Here is an 18916-nt window from a genome sequence, read left to right on the forward strand (position 1 = left end):
ACGGGACCGGATCAGCCGTGCGGCACGCGGCCGGTCACAACCAGCCCTTGTCGCGGGCGATGCGTACGGCCTCGGCGCGGTTGCGGGCGCCGGTCTTCCGGATGGCGGTGGACAGGTAGTTGCGGACGGTGCCGTGCGACAGGTGCAGCGCCTCCGCGATCTCGGCGTTGCCCGCCCCCTCGCGGGCCGCGCCGAGCACGTCCCGTTCCCGGTCGGTCAGCGGGCTGGCGCCCTGCGCGAGGGCGGCGGCGGCCAGCCCCGGGTCGATGACGCGTTCGCCGGCCAGCACCCGGCGCACCGCGTCGGCGAGCTCGGCGGCGGGGGCGTCCTTGACGAGGAAGGCGTCGGCGCCGGCCTCCATGGCACGGCGCAGATAGCCGGGGCGGCCGAACGTGGTGAGGATGACGACCTTCAGCGTCGGGTGTGCTCCCCGGAGCCCTTCGAGGGCGTCGAGTCCCGTCTGTCCCGGCATCTCGATGTCGAGGAGCGCCACGTCCGGCTGGTGTGCGGCGACCGCGTCCAGCACCTCGTCGCCCCGGCCGACCTGGGCGGCGACCTCGATGTCCGGCTCCAGCCCGAGCAGCGCGGCCAGCGCCTCGCGGACCATCACCTGGTCCTCGGCCAGCAGCAGTCTGATCACGCGCATCAGGGTACTGAGGGCACCGTGGCCCGCAGCATGAAGCCCCCTTCGGGGCCGGCCGTGGTGGTGAGGGTGCCGCCGCACTCGGCGAGGCGTTCGCGCAGCCCGCTCAGCCCGTTTCCCTCCCCGTTGCCGGAGGGTCCCTTGCCGTCGTCCGCGACGGTCAGCCGCAGGGCCGCCGGGTCGTCGGCGGGCGGCTGGAGGGTGACCGTGCAGCGGCCGGCCGCGCTGTGCCGCACCACGTTGGTGACGGCCTCGCGCAGCGCCCAGGCCAGGACTCCCTCGTGCTCGGGCGCCAGCTCGACGGCGGGGGGCCGCGGCGGCAGGTCGGCGGCGATGCCGGCGGTCTCCAGGGCGGTGCGGGCGCCGGCGAGTTCGACGGCGAGGGTGGGCCGGCGGTACCCGCTGACGGCCTCGCGGACGTCCACCAGGGCCTGCCTGCTGACCCGTTCGATGTCGGCGACCTGTTCGGCGGCGCGCTCTGGGTGGTCCGGCAGCATCCGGCCGGCCAGCTCGCTCTTGAGGGTGATCAGGGACAGCGAGTGTCCCAGCAGGTCGTGCAGGTCGCGGGCGAGGCGCAGCCGTTCCTCGCTGGCCGCGAGCTCGGCGACCACGGCGCGGGCCTCCCGCAGCTCCCGCATGGTGCGCACCGTCTTGCGGGCGGACATCAGTGCGAACCCGCCCAGCAGGGCGGGGATCACGAACGAGGTCCACACGCCCCACCAGGGACGGGTGCCGAATCCGGTGCCGATGGCCGCCAGCGCCAGCACGCAGGCGGCCATGGCCGCCACGGCGCGTCCCGCCGGCAGGACGGCGCACGAGGCGACGACGACGTACACGAAGAGCACCAGCCAGTCGGTGCCCTCGGTCAGCGAGAGGGCCCAGGCCAGGGCGTAGAGCAGGACGAGCAGGGTGTACACGGTGCGGCCGGGCAGCGGTGTGCGCGTGTGCCGGAAGACGAGCGCGAAGTACGTGCCGACGAACGCGGCGAGACCGACGGCGCCCCACACCGTCCCCGCGGTGCCCAGACGGCCCGAGAACAGGTCCTCCAGGGGCCCGCCCAGGAAGATCATCCACACGGCGATGAAGAGGGCCTTGGTCAGCTTCTGGCGCCGGGTCTGCGCGGCTTCCGTGATGGCGGGGAGCCGGCCCGTGTCCGGCTCCCACAGCGCCGGGCCCGGTTCCGCCGCCGAGGCCGCGCCCCCGGCTCCCTGTCGGGTCCCGGCCATCCCCGTGCTCCTCGTCTGGTGCGTACTCATGTGCTCTCGTGCGGTCTCGTCGCACTCCCGTAAGGTCTCATGCGGTCCCGTGCCGTCTCACGCGCGCTCGTGCCGTCCCGTGCACGGCGTGCGTCCCGTACACGTCACGAGTCTCCTACGTCCGCCGCCTCGCCCGCGCGGCGCGCCGCCCCCGTGCGGTGGGCGGGGATCACGCCGTGCGGGTGTCCCTGCGGTAGAGCCAGGCCGCCGCGGAGGCGAAGAGGACGAGATAGGCCAGCAGCAGCGCCGCATCGCCCAGGTGAGGTGCGTGCCCGGCCTCCACGGCCTGCCCGAGCGCGGCGTAGGCGTGGGTGGGCAGCCACTCGCCGACGTTCCGCACCCAGTCGGGCAGCATGAAGGAGGGCAGCCACAGTCCGCCGGTGAACGACAGGCCGAAGTAGCACAGCATGGTGATCGGCCGCACCGCGTCGCCGGTCGCCAGATAGCCGATGGCCACGCCCAGCGCGGCGAACACGAAGCTGCCCGCCCACGAGCACAGGGCCACCGCGGCCCACTGCCACGCCGCCATCCGCACCCCCATCACCAGGGCGCCGGTGAGCAGGACGAGGAGGATGGCGGGCAGGCTGACGGTGGCCGCCGAGGCGATCTTCGCGGTGACGTAGCCGCGCCCCGGCAGCGCCGTCAGCCGCAGTTGCCGCACCCAGCCGGCCTCGCGCTCCTTGGCGATGCGCTCGCTGTTGCCGATCAGGACGGCCGTGATCGCGCCGAAGGCGGCCATGGCGACCATGTAGTACAGCTTCATGTCGATGGCCAGGCCCGGTATCCGCGCCCCGGCGTCCCGGCCGGCGATGAGCAGGTAGAGCAGGGACGGGTAGACCACCGAGAAGAACATGAACTTCTTGTTGCGCAGCGAGCGCGTGATCTCCAGTTTGACGAGCGTCTTCACTTGGTGGCCGCCTTCTTCTCGGTGTGCTGGTCCGTCCCGGCGGGACGGGCGGCTTGGGCGCCCTGCTGTTCGGCGCGGGAGGTGAGGGTGACGAACGCCTGCTCCAGCCCCAGGCCGGTGACTTCCAGGTCGCGCGGGTAGAGCCCCAGCGCGTAGAGGGCGTGCACGGTGGCGTCGGCGTCCGAGGAGCGCATCCGCACGACGGCGCCGGCCAGTTCGGTTCCCGTCACCCCGGGGAGCGCGCGCAGTTGGGCCTCCAGGACCCCGTCGGGTACCGCGTCGAGCGTGAAGCCGACCCTGCGGACCCCCGCCATGGCCTTGATCTCGGCGGCGCTGCCGTCGGCGAGCAGCCGTCCGCGGTGCAGGACGAGCACCCGGTCGGCGACCTTGTCCGCCTCTTCCAGGTAGTGCGTGGCGAACAGGACGGTGCGGCCCTGTGCGGCCTGGGCGCGCATCGCCGACCAGAACGCGCGCCGCGCGGTGACGTCCATTCCGGTGGTGGGCTCGTCCAGCACCAGCAGGTCGCTGTCGCCCGCCGTCGCGAGCGCGAACCGCACCCGCTGCTCCTGGCCCCCGGAGAGCTTGTCGACGGTGCGCTCCGCGATCCCGGTGAGCCCCGCGGTCTCCAGCACCTGCTCGACGGGGTAGCCGCGCGGGTGGAGGTCGCACGCCAGGGAGACGATCTCCCGGACCCGCACGCCCTCCATCAGCCCGCCGGACTGGAGCATCGCGCCGACCCGCCCGTCGGTGACGGCCTGCCGCGGTGTGGTGCCGAACAGCCGCACCTGTCCGCCGGCGTCCGGGGTGCGCAGCCCCAGCAGCAGGTCGAGCGTGGTGGACTTGCCGGCGCCGTTGGGGCCGAGCAGGGCGACGGTCTCTCCGGGGTACAGGCTGACGGTCAGCCCGTCCAGTGCGCGGACCGTGCCGTAGGTCTTGCCGGCCGAGGTGAACTCGACGGCCGGTGCCGTGGTGGGGGTCGTCTTCATGCCCCCAAGCCTGGCCGCCGCACCGGCCCGCGCGGCAGTGCCGTCGGTCGTGACCTGCGGCTGACAGATGTCACACCGCGCGGGTGACACCCGTGGTGCCGGCAGGCGACGAGGGGCGCCCCGCGCGTGCGGGGCGCCCCTCGTCTCCGGTCCGGCCGGCCGCTCAGCGGGAGACGGACCCCGGGACCTCGGCGACACGCTTCGCCGGCTCGGCCGGCGCCTTCTTGCGCAGCGCGTCCACCATGGCGGCGGCTGCGTGCTTCGGCGTCATCTTGACGGTGCCCGCGCCGCCCTCTATCACCACGTTGTCGAACGCCGACCCGTAGGTCTGCTGCAACTTCTCGACGTCGATGACCGGTTGCAGCGTGCCGCTGTCACCGGCCGGGCGCATCGTCAGGAACGTCCCGATGGTCTTCTGGCTGAAGGGCACCTCCACGTCGCCCGCCTTCAGCCAGACCCAGCCGGACATCGCGGTGCGGCCGAAACCGTTCACCGCCTCCTTCAGCTGCGCGTCGGTCACCTTCGGCCTGCTGGTGGTGCCGGGCAGCCTCACCGGCTCGTTCCGGCCGGTGGCGGCACGCTCCTTGAACGCCTTCTCCAGGGCCGCGGGCGCCTTGTCGACGTCCACGACCTTGTGCGGCGAGCCCTTGACGGCCACCGGCTTGCCGCCGGTGAACTTCACCATGCCCTCGGACGGCGACTTCGTCTCCGTCCCGGACAGCACCGGCTTGAGGGCGGCCCGCACCTTGGCGTCGTCCACCTTGATCGCCGGCTCGGCCTCGCGGCCCTGCCCGAAGAGGGAGCCGATGACCGAGACCGGGTTGTAGTCGCGGCCGGCGGCCTGCCGCACGGTGCCCTCGGTGTCGAAGGTAATGCCCGCCACGGCCGGCTTCAGCTCGGTGCTGCCGGCGTCCGTGCGGATCTTGAACGGCTGCTCGGTGCGCTCACCCAGCGCGGCGTCCAGCTTGTTGACGGCCTCGTGCTTGGTCAGTCCGCCGATCTCGACACCGAGGACGGTGGTGCCCTTGGGCACGTCCGCGTGGTCGAGCAGCAGCCCGGTGCCGTAGGCGACGCCGAGGACGACGACGACACCGATGCCGAGCAGGGCCGGCTTGGAGCGCCCGCGCTTCTTCGCGGCCGGCTTCCCGCCCTTGGCGCCCTTCGCGCCGCTGGGCGCCGGCGCCGCCGCCGACGGGCCGGACGCCGGGGTGCCGGGTCCGCTGTCGGGTCCGGCCTGCGGCACGCCGCTGACCATGGTGTCGCTCGACATCCGCGCGGCGCCGCCACCGGGGCTCCCCGTGCCGCCGGGCCGGGTCGCGTCCGGACCGGTCCCGCCTCGCGGCGGGATGGTGACGGGGCCGGTGCCCAGGCCGAGGGTCGAGCTGACGGCCGGCTCGTCCTGCCCCGCATCCGGCCGGCCGGGCCCCGGCACGACCGGGGTGCCCTGCGGAGGCGTGCTGCCGGGGCCCCGGTCGAACGCGTCGAGACCGGAGGCGCCGGAGGCGGAACCGGCGCCGGGGGCCACGGGGGCTCCGGGCACGTCCTGGCCGGGTGCCGCGTGGGTGCCGGTGGGCGAGTCGTCGTACCCCTCGGGGCGGCTGCCCGGCCCCGGCCCGTCGCCAGGGGCGGCCAGCGGGCCGGAGCCGGGCACGGTCATGTCACCCGTGACGGGGCCCGTGGTGGGCCCGGCGGGGCCGCCGGGGTCGATCCGGGGCACGCCCTCGACGGGGGTGTCGGTCAGTCCGCTGCCGCCCGCGTACGGCGCCCCGGCGCCCGGCGCACCCGGCACGCTGTGCGTCCCCGTGGCCTCGGGGCCCTGTGCGGGGCCGCCGTCGCCACCGGGCGCGGACGGCGCCGAGGCCGACGAGGGCCGGGCCGAGGGGGTGTTGGACGTCCCCGGGGTGCTGGTGGTGCTCCGCGGCGGCTTGCGCGGGGCGAACCAGTCGCTGGTCGGCTGGGTGAACTTCTCCTCGCCGCCGGAGGAACCGGCCGCGGAAGCCGCGGCCGAGCCGCCGCCGGACGGCTTCCCCGCGCCGCCGTCGGCCGCGCCGGCGCCCCCGGCGGCGGGAGACTGCGCCGGTGCCGTGGGGGCAGCGGACGCCGGGGAGGCCGGGGCGGCCGGCGAGGTGCCGCCCGGTGCCGTGCCGTTGCCGCTGCCGAGCGGGGACACCGCGGCCGGTCCGGTGGCGCGCTTGCCGGCGCTCAGGTCGGGAGTGGCCCCCGCGCCCTTGGCTCCCTTGGCGGTGCCCTTCTCCGCTCTGCCGGGCTTGCCGCCGTCGTTCTCGTCGCTCACCGGGGTGCGCATCACCACGGGCGGAATGGGCCGCGATCCGGGGATGTTGATGCGGATACGGGTGGTGAGCGTCGTCTCCGTCTTCGGCTCGTCCGGTTTGGCTCCGGCGGCCGTCGCCGAGGTCCGGCCGTCCTGGTCCGTCCCGGAGGCCGAGGTGCCGTACGGCTCCGTCCCCGAGGGGTACGCCGAACCGCCGCGCCTCTTCGGCCCGGAGGACGAACTGTCAGTTTCACGACTCAAAACAGGTACTCCCGGTTGGATTCGCCGTCTTCCCGTTGGCCCGAAGGCGGCTCGCCGGCGCGCACCACTGTACTGGGGCACCCGGCCCCGGACCCCGCGACCACCGAATCGTCCCGCGGACGGCCCCCTCAGCGGTTGTTGTGTCCGGGAACGGGAGGCGAGGACAGTGCGAGGGTGGTAAGCATCACAGCCGCCAGCATTCCGCCGAGCAGGTAGACGTAGCTGGAGATGCCGGCACTGAAGAGGATGTCGCCCTCGGGCCGTGCGGGCATCATCAGCAGGACTGCCGCCACCCATCCGGCGGCCGGCGCCACCGTGCCCCCTTTGGTGCGGCACAGTATGCCGCCGCCGCGGAAGAGTCCGACAGCCGCGGCGAGTGCGAGCAGCAGTCCCAGCGGGAACCAGCCACCCTGGACCAGCGTTCCGGCCGCTCCGGTGAGCGCGCCGAGCACGACCAGCGCCGCGTACACCGCGCCCCGGGCGGCGCGGCTGTGCGGCCAACGGCCCGGTACGGCCCGCGCGTCGGCCGTGCTCATTCCGTCACCCCCGCGAACAGGTCGTCGTGGCCTTCGGGCCCCGAGCGGCCGTCCCGGTCGGCGCGCTGGAAGTACTCGGTGCCCAGCAGCGGCTGGCCGAGGCCGTTGGAGAGGGCGAAGAAGGGGCCGCGGGAGGTCTCACGGACGGAGATCTGCGTCTCGTGGGCGGCCATGGCCGCGGTCTTGGCCGGCAGGTGGGCGCGGGCGTCCACGGTGACGTCGACCTCGTCCGCGCTGTCCACCACTCCGGGCACGTCGTCGGGCCGGGCGAAGCCCGTCTCGCCCGGGAAGCCGGGGAAGGGGAAGATCTCCCCGTCGGCCGCGGCGGCGTGCAGCCGCGCGAAGCCCTCCTCCAGGACGGGGCGGGGGACGACGTTCCAGTAGACGCGCTGCACCGCGTACGGCTCCTTGCCGCCGCGTCCGCTCTCCTGGGCGGCCAGTTCCACGGCGCGCATGGTGACGCGGTGGGCCTTGATGTGGTCGGGGTGGCCGTATCCGCCGTCCGGTCCGTAGGTGACGACGACCTGGGGGCGTACCTCGCGCACGACGGCGGCCAGCAGGCGTGCGGCCTCGTCCAGGTCGGCCTGCCAGAAGCAGCCGGGGCGGTCGTTGGTGGCGGCGCCCATCATGCCGGAGTCGCGGTAGCGGCCGGGCCCGCCCAGGAAGCGGTGGTCGGTGACGCCCAACGCGCGCATGGCGGCGGACAGTTCACCGACGCGGTGCCGGCCCAGGGTGTCGTCCTGGTCGGGGGCCAGGTGTGCCAGGCCGTCCGGGATGACCTCGCCCTCCTCGCCCAGGGTGCAGGTGACGAGGGTGACGTGTGCGCCCTGTGCCGCGTAGGCGGCCATGGTGGCGCCGGTGGTGATCGACTCGTCGTCCGGGTGGGCGTGCACCAGCAGCAGACGGCGTCGGGGGGCGGCCGGGGTGCCGGGGGCCGCCCCCGGAGGAAACGCAGCGGTCATGCCCCGAGCCTACGACGGGTGCGGCAGGGCACGCCGAGGCGCCGGGGTGAAGGAGGGGTGGATGCGCGGGCAGCGCGGCGGGTGGTGCGGGGGTCAGAACTTGAGCTGCCCGATCATTCCGGCGACGTTGGAGGTCAGGTCCGTGATCGTGGGAGCGACCGACGAACTGGCGAGGTAGAAGCCCAACAGCACGCAGATCACCGCGTGTCCGGTCTTGAGCCCGGATTTCCTGACGAGCAGGAAGACGATGATCGCCAGCAGCACCACCGCCGAAATCGAGAGTGCCACGGCGGTTCACCTCCAAGTACGCACGGTCGGTTCGGGATCGGTACGGGTCACACGGACACGGCAGCGCGCCTCCGGCATGGAGGAGCCACCGGCTTCATACCCAGCACTCACCATGCGCAACGGATCATAATTATCCGGGCCACCGCACGGCTCGGTGCACAGGTGCAGACGAGGGGCGCATATTCAGTTCCAGCCACACGCGCCGGGAGGGGGCCTTCCCCCGGGCGGGCAGCCGGAGCGGATCACAGCCCGGCTCGGGCGCAGTACGGTCGGCCGCATGGCTTGGACTTTCCCGCAGCAGCACGCCTCTACCCATAGATTCACACTTGGTGCCCCGAGGTCGTTCACGGTCGCCCCGGACGGCTCACGAGTCGCCTTCCTTCGCTCCCGAAGCGGCACTGACCTGGAACATCTCCTCTGGGTGCAGGACGTGGCCGACGGCAAGGAGCGGATCGCGGCCGATCCGGCGGCGCTCCTCGGCGGAGCGGCCGAGGAACTGTCCGCCGAGGAGCGCGCACGCCGGGAGCGCAGCCGCGAGGGCACGGCCGGCATCGTCGGATATGCCACCGACAGATGCGTGAGGACGGCCGGTTTCGCTCTTTCGGGGCGGCTCTTCGTCGCCGATCTCCTCGACGGGGCCGCCCGCGAACTGGCCACGCCCACGCCCGTCGTCGACCCCCGCCCCTCCCCCGACGGACGGCACCTCGCCTATGTGGCGCGGGGCGCCCTGCGGGTGGTCACCGCCTCGGGCGAGGACGACCGGGCACTGGCCGAACCGGAGAGCGGGACGGTCACCTGGGGGCTGGCGGAGTTCATCGCCGCCGAGGAGATGTCCCGCACCCGGGGCTACTGGTGGTCGCCCGACTCGGACCGGCTGCTGGCCGCCCGGGTCGACGACGCCCCCGTGCACCGCTGGACCATCGCCGACCCGGCCCGTCCGCAGGCGGAGCCGGCGCGGGTCGCCTATCCGGCGGCCGGCACGCCGAATGCCGAGGTCAGCCTGTATCTGCTCGGTCTCGACGGCAGCCGCACCGAGGTGGTGTGGGACCGCGAGCGCCACCCGTACCTGGCCCGCGTCCACTGGTCGGCGGCCGGTCCGCCGCTGCTGCTGGTGCAAAGCCGCGACCAGCGTGAAGTCGCGTATCTGAGCGTCGACGTGGCCACTGGTGCGACTTCCGTCACACTCACCGAGAAAGATCGAATCTGGCTGGAACTCTTCGCCGGTGTCCCGGCCTGGGCGCCGGACGGAAGCCTGGTGCGGATCGTCGACGAGGGGCCGGAGACGGCACCCGACGGGAAGAGCGCACGAGTGCTCATGGCGGGCGCACAGCGGCTCACGACCGCAGACCTCCATGTGCGGGCCGTGCTGGACATCGGCGACGGGGACATCCTCTTCACCGCCTCGCCCGGCGACGGCGGACAGCCCGCCGAACGCCGCACACCGGGAGACATCGGCGTCTACCGGGTGCCCCTGGGCGGCGGCGAGGTGGCGCGGATCGCCCAGGAGGAGGCTCCGCACGTGGCGTCCGCGCAGCGGGGCGGCGACACCCTGGTGCTCTCCACCGCGACCCTGGGCCGCCCCGGGGCCGAGGCGGTGGTGCTGCGCCACGACGGCGACCGCCCCACGCGGACCGGCACCATCGCCTCGTACGCCGAACGGCCCGTGCTCTCCTGCGCACCCCGGCTGCTGCACACGGGCGAGCGCCGTATTCCGGCCGCCGTCGTCCTGCCCACCGGCTACACGGAGTCCGACGGTCCGCTGCCCGTCCTGATGGACCCCTACGGCGGTCCGCACGGGCAGCGGGTCGTCGCGGCGCACAACGCGCACCTGACCGCCCAGTGGTTCGCCGACCAGGGCTTCGCCGTGGTCACCGCGGACGGGCGCGGCACCCCCGGGCACAGCCCCGCCTGGGAGAAGGCCGTCGCGCACCGGCTGGCCCCCGTCACCCTCGACGACCAGGTGGAGGCGCTGCGGTCGCTGGCCGGGGAGTTCCCCCTCGACCTGACCCGGGTCGGCATCCGGGGCTGGTCGTACGGCGGTTACCTGGCGGCCCTCGCGGTGCTGCGGCGCCCCGACGTCTTCCACGCCGCCGTCGCGGGCGCGCCCGTGACGGACTGGCGGCTGTACGACACCCACTACACCGAGCGCTACTGCGGCACCCCCGAGGCGGACCCCGAGGTCTACGCGGAGTCCTCGCTGATCACCGATGAGGGGCTGTCGGGGGTGCCCGAGGACGCGCCGCACCGGCCGCTGATGATCGTCCACGGGCTGGCCGACGACAACGTCGTGGTCGCGCACGCACTGCGGTTGTCGTCCGCGCTGCTGGCCGCGGGGCGGCAGCACGAGGTGCTGCCGCTGTCCGGGGTCACGCACATGGCCAGCGACGCCACCGTCGCGGAGAACCTGCTGCTGCTCCAGGTCGGTTTCCTGAAGCGGTCGCTCGGGGTCACCGGCTGAGAGGCCGCTTCCCCGGGCCTCCGGGCCGCCGCCGTCACGCGGGGGCCCGGAGGCCGCAGGTCCGGTGCCGGCCCCCGGCGCGGTACGGCGGCCGGCAGGACCCCTCTCAGGCGGTCTTGGCGGTGTCGTCCGCGGGTGCGGCGTCCTCCATCTCGCGGAGGGCCTTGTCCATCACGATGTCCTCACCGCGGGCTGCCGTGGTCGGGTCCTCCGGGAAGTGGCAGGCCGTCAGATGGCCGGCCGTGTTGCCGGCTATCTGCACCAGCGGCGGCTCCGTCGTCGCGCACTTGTCCTGCGCCTTCCAGCACCGGGTGCGGAAGCGGCAGCCCGAGGGCGGGTTGATCGGCGAGGGCACGTCGCCCGCCAGCCGGATGCGCTCCTTGGCCTCGCCCCGACCCCCGGTGTCCTCGGTCAGGACCGCTTCGGGCACGGCCGACAGCAGCGCGTGGGTGTAGGGGTGCCGGGGACGGTTGTAGATCGCCTCCCGGTCCCCCACCTCGACGACCTTGCCGAGGTACATCACGGCCACCCGCTCGGAGAAGTGCCGCACGATGGCCAGGTCGTGCGCGATGAAGACGAACGCGATGCCCATCTCGCGCTGCACCTTCTGGAGCAGATTGACCACCTGCGCCTGGATGGACACGTCCAGCGCCGAGACCGGCTCGTCGGCGACGATCAGCTTCGGCTCCAGCGCCAGGGCCCGGGCCACCCCGATGCGCTGGCGCTGTCCGCCGGAGAACTCGTGCGGGAAGCGGTTGTAGTGCTCGGGGTTGAGACCGACGGTCTCCAGCAGTTCGCGGATGCGCTTCTCGCGGCCACCGGGCGGATTGATCCGGTTGACCTCCATGGGGCCGCCGATGATGGCGCCGACCGTCTGCCGCGGGTTGAGCGACGAGTACGGGTCCTGGAAGATCATCTGGATCTCGGAGCGGATCGGCGCCAGCTCCTTGCGGCCGGCGTGGGTGATGTCCCGGCCCGCATAAGTGATCTTCCCGTCGGTGGGCTCCAGCAGCCGGGTCAGCAGCCGGCCCGTGGTCGACTTGCCGCAGCCGGACTCCCCGACCAGGCCGAAGCTCTCCCCCGGGTGGACGTCCAGATCGATCCCGGAAACGGCCTGGACCTCGCCCACCTTCCGCTTGAACGGGAAGCCCCCCATGATCGGGAAGTGCTTGGTCAGGTTCTCGGCCCGCAGCAGTGGTTCGCCCGTGCGGGCGGGCCGCGACCGCGGCGGCTCGGCCCCGCTGCGCCCGGCCAGGGTGAGGTCATCGCTCATTGGTCTGCTTCTCCCTGCCTGCCCTAGCTCAGCCTGGGCTTGATCTGCTCGTTGAAGAGGGTGCGCCGCTGCTCCGCCGTCAGATGGCAGGCGGCACCGCGCCCGGCGGGCAGCAGCGGCCGGTCGGTGGCGCACGAGGTGCCCGCCACCTCGTCGGCGAAGCCGCACCGGGGGTGGAAGGCGCAGCCGGGCGGCGGTGACAGCAGGCTGGGCGGGGTGCCGTGGATCGGGGTGAGTTCCTCGTTCACGTCGCCCGTCAGCCGGGGCATGGAGCTCAGCAGGCCCCAGGTGTAGGGGTGCTGGGGGGAGCGCAGCACCTCGGTCACGGTGCCGCGTTCGACCGCGCGCCCGCCGTACATCACCAGGATGTCGTCGGCGACGTTGGCGATGACGCCCAGGTCGTGCGTGATGAAGATGATCGCGGAGCCGAACTCCTGCTGGAGGTCCTTGAGCAGGTCGAGGATCTGGGCCTGCACCGTGACGTCCAGCGCCGTGGTGGGCTCGTCCGCGATCAGCAGGTCCGGGTTGCACACCAGGGCCATCGCGATCATGGCCCGCTGCCGCATACCGCCGGAGAACTGGTGCGGATAGTCGTTGACCCGGGTTCTGGCGTTGGGGATGCCGACCTTGTCCAGCATCTCGACGGCCCGCAGATGCGCCTCCCGCTTGGAGACCCCCATGTGCTTGCGGTAGGGCTCGGCGATCTGGCGGCCGATCGTGTAGTACGGCGACAGGGCGGTCAGCGCGTCCTGGAAGATCATCGCCATCTTGTTGCCGCGCAGCGTCTCCAGCGTCTTCTCGCGCGCGCCGGTCAGCTCCTGGCCGTCCAGCAGGATCTTGCCGGATACGGAGGTCGTCCGCGGGTTGTGCAGACCGAGGATCGACAGGTTGGTGACCGACTTGCCGGAGCCGGACTCGCCGACGATGCCGAGGGTACGGCCGCGCTCCACGTCGAAGGAGAGCCCGTCGACGGCCTTGACGGTGCCGTCCTCGGTGTCGAAGTGCACATACAGGTCGCGCACCGACAAGAAGGCGTCCTTCCCGTCCACTTCGCGGGGGGCCGGCACGTCCGCTTCCTTGGTCAGGGTTGTCATGGCGGAGGTTCTCCTAGGACAGCCGCACGCGCGGGTCGATGAACGCGTAGGCGGCGTCCACGATGATGTTGAACAGGATGATGAAGGTCGCCGCGAAGAGCATCACGCCCATGACCATGGGCAGGTCGGTGTTGCGGACGGAGTTGACCGCGAGGGTGCCGAGTCCGGGCAGTGAGAACGTCCACTCGGTGATCATCGCGCCGCCGAAGAGGGAACCCAGGTCCACGCCGAAGATGGTCACGATGGGGATGAGCGAGCCGCGCCAGGCGTAGCGGAAGAACACGTACTTGCCCGACATGCCCTTGGCGCGGGCGGCCCGCACGTGGTCCTCCTGGAGTTGTTCGATCATCGAGGACCGCGACAGACGCGTGTAGTTCGCGGTGAAGATGATCTGGATGACCAGCCAGGGGATCAGCAGCCCCGTGAACCAGCCGACCGGGTCCTCCGTCAGCGGCACGTACTTGGGCTGGTCGAGCAGGTTGAGGTTGTAGACCACGAGCGCCAGGACGAGCGGCCCGATGAAGTAGATCTGCATCGAGGAGAGCACCAGCGACAGGGAGCTGAACGCCTTGTCGACGAGGGTGCCCTTCTTCCAGGCCGCGATCATGCCGGCGCCCAGTCCGATGATCAGGAAGACCACGGCGCCGCCGACGGTCAGCGAGACGGTGGTCGGGAACCGGTCCAGGATCGTCTCCCAGACGGGGTCCTGGTTGGCGAAGGAGTAGCCGAAGCAGGGTGCGGGACAGTCGCCCGCGGCGAATTCGCGCCCGGCGAGGATGCCGACCATGAAGTGCCAGTACTGGACCGGCACGGGTTCGTCGATCCCCATGTTCTTGCGGATGACCTCGAGCGCGTCCGGCGTGCAGTTCTTGCCGCAGGCCAGCAGCGCCGGGTCCCGGGGGACGGCGTAGAAGAGGAAGAAGGTGACGGCGCTGATGATCAGCAGGATCACCACGGCGCCGAGCGACCGGCGGATGAGAAATCGCAGCATGACGGAACGCAGCTCTCCTGCGACAGCGGTATCGAGACGTGCGGGACGGGGAAGGACCGGCCCTCAGCCGCCCGGCCGGCGGGCCGGGCGGCTGACGGGCGGCTCAGCGCCGGGGTGTCACTTCTTGACGTACAGCGACGTCGGCTGGATGTCGTGCAGCTGCTCGTCGAAGTAGGCGCCGCCGATCTTCGAACCGGAGAGCTGGATCGTCTTGTAGTAGTGCATCGGCACCGCGGGCACGTCCTCGGTGAGGATCTTGTCCGCGAGCTTCTGCCACTCCGCAGCCGCCTTGTTCGGGTCGGAGATCTTGCGGATCTCGTCCATCTCCTTCTCGAACTTCGGGTTCTTGTGGTGCGAGTAGTTCGCCGCACCGTCTTGGACCTGACGCCCGTCGAAGAGGTTCGGGACGACGGTCGAGGCGCTCGGCCAGTCGGCACCCCACGAGTTGTGGTAGATGTCGTAGTTGTTCTTGACCTTGCCGATCTGGTCGTAGTACGTGTCCGCGATGATGTCCTTCTTCTGGACGTCGAACCCGGCCTTCTCCAGGTTCTGGGTCGCGGCGACGGAGAACTCCTGCCACTCCGGAGCGTTCTGGTAGGCGAAGGTGAGCTTCATGCCCTTCTTGCCGGACTCCTTGAGCAGCTTGGCCGCCTTCTTCACGTCACCCTGCGGGTTCTTCAGCTTGCCGAAGGGGTCGGTCGGCTTGTGGCCCACCAGCGTCGGGCTCACGTAGTTGCCCGCCATCTGGCCGCCGCCGGCACCGCCGAACGCCGAGACGATGGACTGGTTCGGCATCGCGTAGGCGATGGCCTGCCGGACCTTCTTGTTCTTGATCCGGTCCATGTTGATGTTCATGTAGCTGACGTACGACTGGTAGCCCGAGACGGACCGCTTCTTGATCTCCGGATCGGTGCGGACCTTCTGCATGCTGGAGGCGTCGACGCTGTTGGTGAAGCTGGTGGCCGTCTGGTTCTCACCCGCGTCGGACATCAGCCGCTTGGTGGAGTCCTCGAAGGAGACCCCGAACTGGATGTCGAAGGCGTCCGGGTACTGGTTGCGCGAGGCGTCCGTCTTGGGGTCCCACTCGGGGTTGCGCACCAGCTTCATGCTCTTGCCCGACTTGAACGACTCGATCTTGTACGGGCCGGTGCACAGCGGCTTCTTGTCGTACTTCTCCTTGGTGTCCTTCTTCTCGGACACCACCGCGTAGCCCGCCATCGCCAGCGCGTAGGGCAGCTCGGCCTGCGGCTCCTTGAAGTGGAAGACGATCGTCTTCTCGTCCGGCGTCTCCAGCATGCTGTCCGGCAGGTGCTTGCCCTTGTAGGGGCCGTCCTTGAGGAGCTTCCGGTAGTCGGTGCCGCCCGTGTTGGCCAGCCACTGCTGGACGAAGGTGGGGCCCTCGGTGATGAACGGCGCGAAGGTGCGCTCGATCGTGTGACGGATGTCCTTCGAGGTGATGGCCGAGCCGTCCTCGAACTTGATGCCGTCCTTGAGCTTGTAGGTCCAGGTCCTGCCGCCGTCCGACTTCTGGCCGCTGTCGGTGGCCAGGTCACCCACGACCTGGTACTTGTCGCCGCTCACCCGCTTGTAGGTGGTCAGCCCGCGGTGGATCAGCCGGGAGAGGGAGCCCTCGTCGCTGACGTAGATCTGGGCCGGGTCCAGGTGCGCGAAGCTGTCCCGCTGGAGGACCTTGATGGTGCCGCCCTTGCGGCCCCCCTTGACCTCGGCGGCCGGGCCCTGGGACGCGGCCTCGTCGGCGAAGGTGTAGGAGACGTCCTGGCCCTGCTGCTTGGCCTTGCTCTTGTCCCCGCCCTCACCGCCGCCCCCGCCGCTGCTGCACCCGGTGAGGAACAGCGCGCCGGCGGCTACGGCCGCGAGGGACGCACGCGCCGTGCGTATGCTCACTCTGCTCATGGTGGTCTCTGCACCTGCCTGTCGGTTGTCCGTCGCTGCCTGACTGATGCCGCACGGGGTGGCAGCACCCCCCACCACTCGGTCGCGCCTGGCCGTCATCGGCCCGACTTGGGGTCGAACGCGTCCCTGACCGAGTCTCCGAGCAAGTTGAATGCGAGGATGAAGATCACCATCGCTCCGCCCGGGAAGAACATGTAGGTGATGTCGCTCTGGTACACCTCGGCGCCCTTGGCGAACATCCGGCCCCAGTCGGGGGTGGGCTCCAGAAGGCCGACGCCGAGGAAGGAGAGCCCCGCGATGGCGGTGACGTTGTTCGGCAACATGTAGGTGGCCTGCACCAGGATGGGCGTGACCAAGTTCGGCAGCAGCTCCTTGCGGACGATGCGCCCCGGCGGGGTGCCGGCGACCCGCGCGGCCTCGATGAACTCCCGTTCCCGCAGCGACAGCGTCTGGCCGCGCAGCAGGCGGGCCAGGGTCATCCAGCCGAGCAGCCACATCACGTAGATGATCACGCAGGAGCGGAGCCAGGTGGGCATCTCGTCCCGCGGGTCCACCAGCAGGGCGGCGACGACCGGGGTGAACGCCACGAAGAAGAGCTGGTTGGGGAAGGACATCATCAGGTCGGTGAACCGGCCCAGGAAGTAGTCGACCTTGCCGCCGAAGTAGCCGCCGGCCACGCCGATCACGATGGCGGTGAGCACCGAGAGAAGGGTGACCACCAGCGCGAGCGACAGCGAGGTGCGGATTCCGTAGATCAGCTGGGTGAACACGTCCCGGCCCAGGCCCGGCTCCAGGCCGAACCAGAACTCACTGTCGATGCCGCCGTTGGGCTTGACCGGGTAGGAGTTGTCGTTCAGCAGCTCCGGGTTGTTCTGCCCGTACCTGGTGTAGGGGTCCTTGCCGTAGAGCCAGGAGATCACCGGGGCGAGCGCGGCGATCAGGAAGAAGGCGAGCACGACGCACGCCGAGATCATGCCTGTGCGGTCACGCTTGAAGCGCATCCACATGAGCTGGCCGGGCGAACGGCCCGCGGGTTCACCGTCCTTGGCGACCCGCGTAGAACTCAGGTCCGCTTCGCCACCGGGGCCCGGGTTGTCGGCCCCGGCCCCCGCGGCCTGGGAAGAACTCGTCATCGCGTGTGTGCTCCCGCGCTCAATTCTCGCCGGAACCCTCATCGTTGGGCGTGATGCGGGTGGGTTGAGCCGGACTTTGGCAAGCCAATTACACGGCAGTCAAGGGGTGTTGGGACAGCTGAACGCGGTGGCGGCCTTTCTTGAGCGAAGATTGCGCAGATCGAGGTCGCAATGTGCTTGACATCACTTTCGGCGGGCGGACTTTTACCGTGAAAGCCGCGTATACCCCTTCCCGGTCTCGCATCGTGGTCGCCCCGCCACCGATATCCGAAGCCGCCACTCTGAGATCCGTACGCCCCAACTTCCCTGCCGGCGCTGACCCTTGGAGTTCCCATGGGCGTACTGTGGATGGCATGCGCAGGTGAGCGCGCCGCCGCGATCACGGACCCGTGGCCGTCGGCGCGCTTGTTGTCGGGCGGCGGTCACGGGTAGACACGGGTGGATCCGGGAAGTCGCGACACGCATCAACGGGGGGCCGGAAATGGGCCAGGACAGGACACTCGCGCGCGGAGCGCGCGTCTTCGGATCACTACTGCTGGCCGCGCTCGCGCTGCTCAGCCTCGTCTGGATCGTCAGGGACTTCACCAAGGCCGGTGAGGTCGTCGACGTGTGGTGGAACTGGACGGGCCTGGTCGCCCGCGCCGAGGACGGGGTGTGGGTCACCTCCTTCCTCGAACCGATGCTTCTGCTGCTGTACGCGGTCACCGCCGTCACGGCGTACCGTTCCTCCTCGTCCGCCGCGATACTCGCCTGCACCGGGGTGCTGACGGTGGTGGTCCGCGCACCCGGCCTGTGGAACCTGGGCGCCGACTGGATGCAGGGTGTCCCCGACGGGCTGCTCAGCCAGGTGCTCTTCAGCACCATCGCCGCCGTGATCATCGGCGTCGTCCTCGTCGTCACCGCCGTCTCGGGCCGCCGCCCGGCACAGCTGGCCGGCCCGTCCGCCTTCGGCTACGGCTTCCCCTCCGATACCGCACCGCCCTCACCGGCCGGCCCCACCAAGGGCGGCGCCGTCGCCGCCTTCCTGCTGCTGGGGTCCAGCGGCGCGATCATGGCCGCCTGGGAGATACGCGGCATGCAGCAGCTCGGCTGGGACCGCTACGAGCGGCTGCTGACCGGGGAACGCGCCATCGTGCGCCTGCTCGACTCGCCCGTCAGCTGGATGCAGTGGGCGGTGATCGTCCTGGCGCTGGTCGCCGGGATCGCCGCACTGTCCGGAGCCCCGTTCTCCCGCCCGCTCGGCCTGATCATGACCGCCCCGCTGCTGGCCTTCGGTGTCTTCGCCATCGCCTACGGCGTCAAGACGGACCTCTTCGAGCACTTCGGCGACCTCGGTATCGAGGCGCAGCTGCACGTGCTCACCAGCCTCTTCCAGGTGGTGGCCGGTGCGGCCGTCCTGCTGGCGCTCGCCCGCGGCGAGCAGCATGCCCCGCGTCCCCTCCCCCAGTACCACGCCGGCGGCTCCGCGGCCTTCGGCCCGCCGCCGCAGGCCTGGTAGAGCCCTGCTCAGCCGCCCGCGGGCGGCACCACCGCCGCGCGTTCCGCCGCGAAATGGCAGGCCGAGGGGTGGCGCTGCGGCTGGTCGACGGGGGTGTCGGTGAAGTTCTCGGGCACGGCGAGGAGAGGCTCCTCCTCCGCGCAGCGCTGTTCGGCCTTCCAGCAGCGGGTGCGGAAGCGGCAGCCGGAGGGCGGGTTGGCCGGCGAGGGCACATCGCCCTCCAGGACGATCCGCTCCCGGACGACGGACAGGTCGTGGGCGATGAAGATGTAGGAGAGGCCGAATTCGTCCTGGAGGCGTTCCATCAGATTGACGACCTGCGCCTGCACCGACACATCCAGCGCCGAGACGGGCTCGTCGGCGACGATGATCTCCGGACGCAGCGCCAGCCCCCGGGCGATCCCGATACGCTGCCGCTGACCACCACTGAACTGGTGCGGATAC

General features: G+C 71.4%; 16 protein-coding genes. 2 read left to right on the plus strand and 14 right to left on the minus strand.

Annotated elements, in window-relative coordinates:
- Positions 1–34 precede the first annotated feature (34 nt).
- The 8 genes from IO40_RS0128210 to IO40_RS0128245 all read right to left on the minus strand — a co-directional run bounded on the left by IO40_RS0128210 (position 35) and on the right by IO40_RS0128245 (position 8111).
- Positions 35–646 carry a response regulator transcription factor gene (locus IO40_RS0128210; protein ID WP_016469570.1) on the minus strand — a complete coding sequence of 204 codons (612 nt, stop codon included), beginning with the start codon at positions 644–646 and terminating at the stop codon, positions 35–37.
- The gene (locus IO40_RS0128215) at positions 646–1869 is read right to left on the minus strand and encodes a sensor histidine kinase (RefSeq protein WP_016469569.1); all 1224 of its coding nucleotides are present in this window, start codon (positions 1867–1869) and stop codon (positions 646–648) included. Before IO40_RS0128215 ends, IO40_RS0128210 begins: the two co-directional genes overlap by 1 nt.
- Positions 1870–2068: 199 nt before the next feature.
- A complete protein-coding gene (locus tag IO40_RS0128220; protein WP_016469568.1) occupies positions 2069–2806 on the minus strand; it encodes an ABC transporter permease in 738 nt (245 codons plus the stop codon).
- Positions 2803–3792, minus strand: a complete 990-nt coding sequence (locus tag IO40_RS0128225; RefSeq protein WP_031176371.1) for an ABC transporter ATP-binding protein — start codon at positions 3790–3792, stop codon at positions 2803–2805. The genes IO40_RS0128220 and IO40_RS0128225 overlap by 4 nt, the downstream gene beginning before the upstream one ends.
- A gap of 163 nt (positions 3793–3955) precedes the next feature.
- A complete protein-coding gene (locus IO40_RS0128230) occupies positions 3956–6325 on the minus strand; it encodes a hypothetical protein (RefSeq protein ID WP_031176372.1) in 2370 nt (789 codons plus the stop codon).
- Positions 6326–6453: 128 nt separating this feature from the next.
- The gene (locus tag IO40_RS0128235) at positions 6454–6861 is read right to left on the minus strand and encodes a DUF6113 family protein (RefSeq protein ID WP_016469565.1); all 408 of its coding nucleotides are present in this window, start codon (positions 6859–6861) and stop codon (positions 6454–6456) included.
- Entirely contained in the window at positions 6858–7823 is a 966-nt protein-coding gene (mshB, locus tag IO40_RS0128240; protein ID WP_041968737.1) for an N-acetyl-1-D-myo-inositol-2-amino-2-deoxy-alpha-D-glucopyranoside deacetylase, read from the minus strand. The genes IO40_RS0128235 and mshB overlap by 4 nt, the downstream gene beginning before the upstream one ends.
- Before the next feature lie 93 nt (positions 7824–7916).
- Positions 7917–8111: a DUF2304 family protein gene (locus IO40_RS0128245; protein ID WP_016469563.1), complete on the minus strand. Its 195-nt coding sequence runs from the start codon at positions 8109–8111 to the stop codon at positions 7917–7919.
- 277 nt (positions 8112–8388) lie between these two features.
- On the opposite strand from IO40_RS0128245, the gene IO40_RS0128250 reads away from it, so the two are divergent.
- Positions 8389–10569 (plus strand): S9 family peptidase, encoded by a 2181-nt coding sequence (locus tag IO40_RS0128250; RefSeq protein ID WP_031176374.1) that lies wholly within the window; start codon positions 8389–8391, stop codon positions 10567–10569.
- Between the two features lie 106 nt (positions 10570–10675).
- Here the strand turns inward: IO40_RS0128250 and IO40_RS0128255 are convergent, their stop codons facing one another.
- The 5 genes from IO40_RS0128255 to IO40_RS0128275 form a co-directional block, all read right to left on the minus strand.
- Positions 10676–11842 carry an ABC transporter ATP-binding protein gene (locus IO40_RS0128255; RefSeq protein ID WP_030408469.1) on the minus strand — a complete coding sequence of 389 codons (1167 nt, stop codon included), beginning with the start codon at positions 11840–11842 and terminating at the stop codon, positions 10676–10678.
- Between the two features lie 23 nt (positions 11843–11865).
- Entirely contained in the window at positions 11866–12936 is a 1071-nt protein-coding gene (locus tag IO40_RS0128260) for an ABC transporter ATP-binding protein (RefSeq protein ID WP_016469560.1), read from the minus strand.
- Between the two features lie 13 nt (positions 12937–12949).
- Positions 12950–13927, minus strand: coding sequence for an ABC transporter permease (locus IO40_RS0128265; protein WP_016469559.1), 978 nt, complete (start codon positions 13925–13927; stop codon positions 12950–12952).
- Between the two features lie 117 nt (positions 13928–14044).
- Positions 14045–15841, minus strand: coding sequence for an ABC transporter substrate-binding protein (locus IO40_RS0128270; protein WP_030408471.1), 1797 nt, complete (start codon positions 15839–15841; stop codon positions 14045–14047).
- A 95-nt stretch (positions 15842–15936) separates the two neighbouring features.
- Positions 15937–16974, minus strand: coding sequence for an ABC transporter permease (locus IO40_RS0128275; RefSeq protein ID WP_016469557.1), 1038 nt, complete (start codon positions 16972–16974; stop codon positions 15937–15939).
- 481 nt (positions 16975–17455) lie between these two features.
- Between IO40_RS0128275 and IO40_RS0128280 the strand changes: the two genes are divergently transcribed.
- Positions 17456–18472, plus strand: a complete 1017-nt coding sequence (locus IO40_RS0128280) for a hypothetical protein (RefSeq protein WP_016469556.1) — start codon at positions 17456–17458, stop codon at positions 18470–18472.
- A gap of 8 nt (positions 18473–18480) precedes the next feature.
- Here the strand turns inward: IO40_RS0128280 and IO40_RS0128285 are convergent.
- A partial coding sequence (locus tag IO40_RS0128285) for an oligopeptide/dipeptide ABC transporter ATP-binding protein (protein ID WP_031176377.1) occupies positions 18481–18916 on the minus strand: 436 nt, incomplete at its 5' end.

This window comes from Streptomyces albus subsp. albus (genome assembly GCF_000725885.1).
Taxonomy (GTDB): Bacteria; Actinomycetota; Actinomycetes; order Streptomycetales; family Streptomycetaceae; genus Streptomyces; species Streptomyces albus.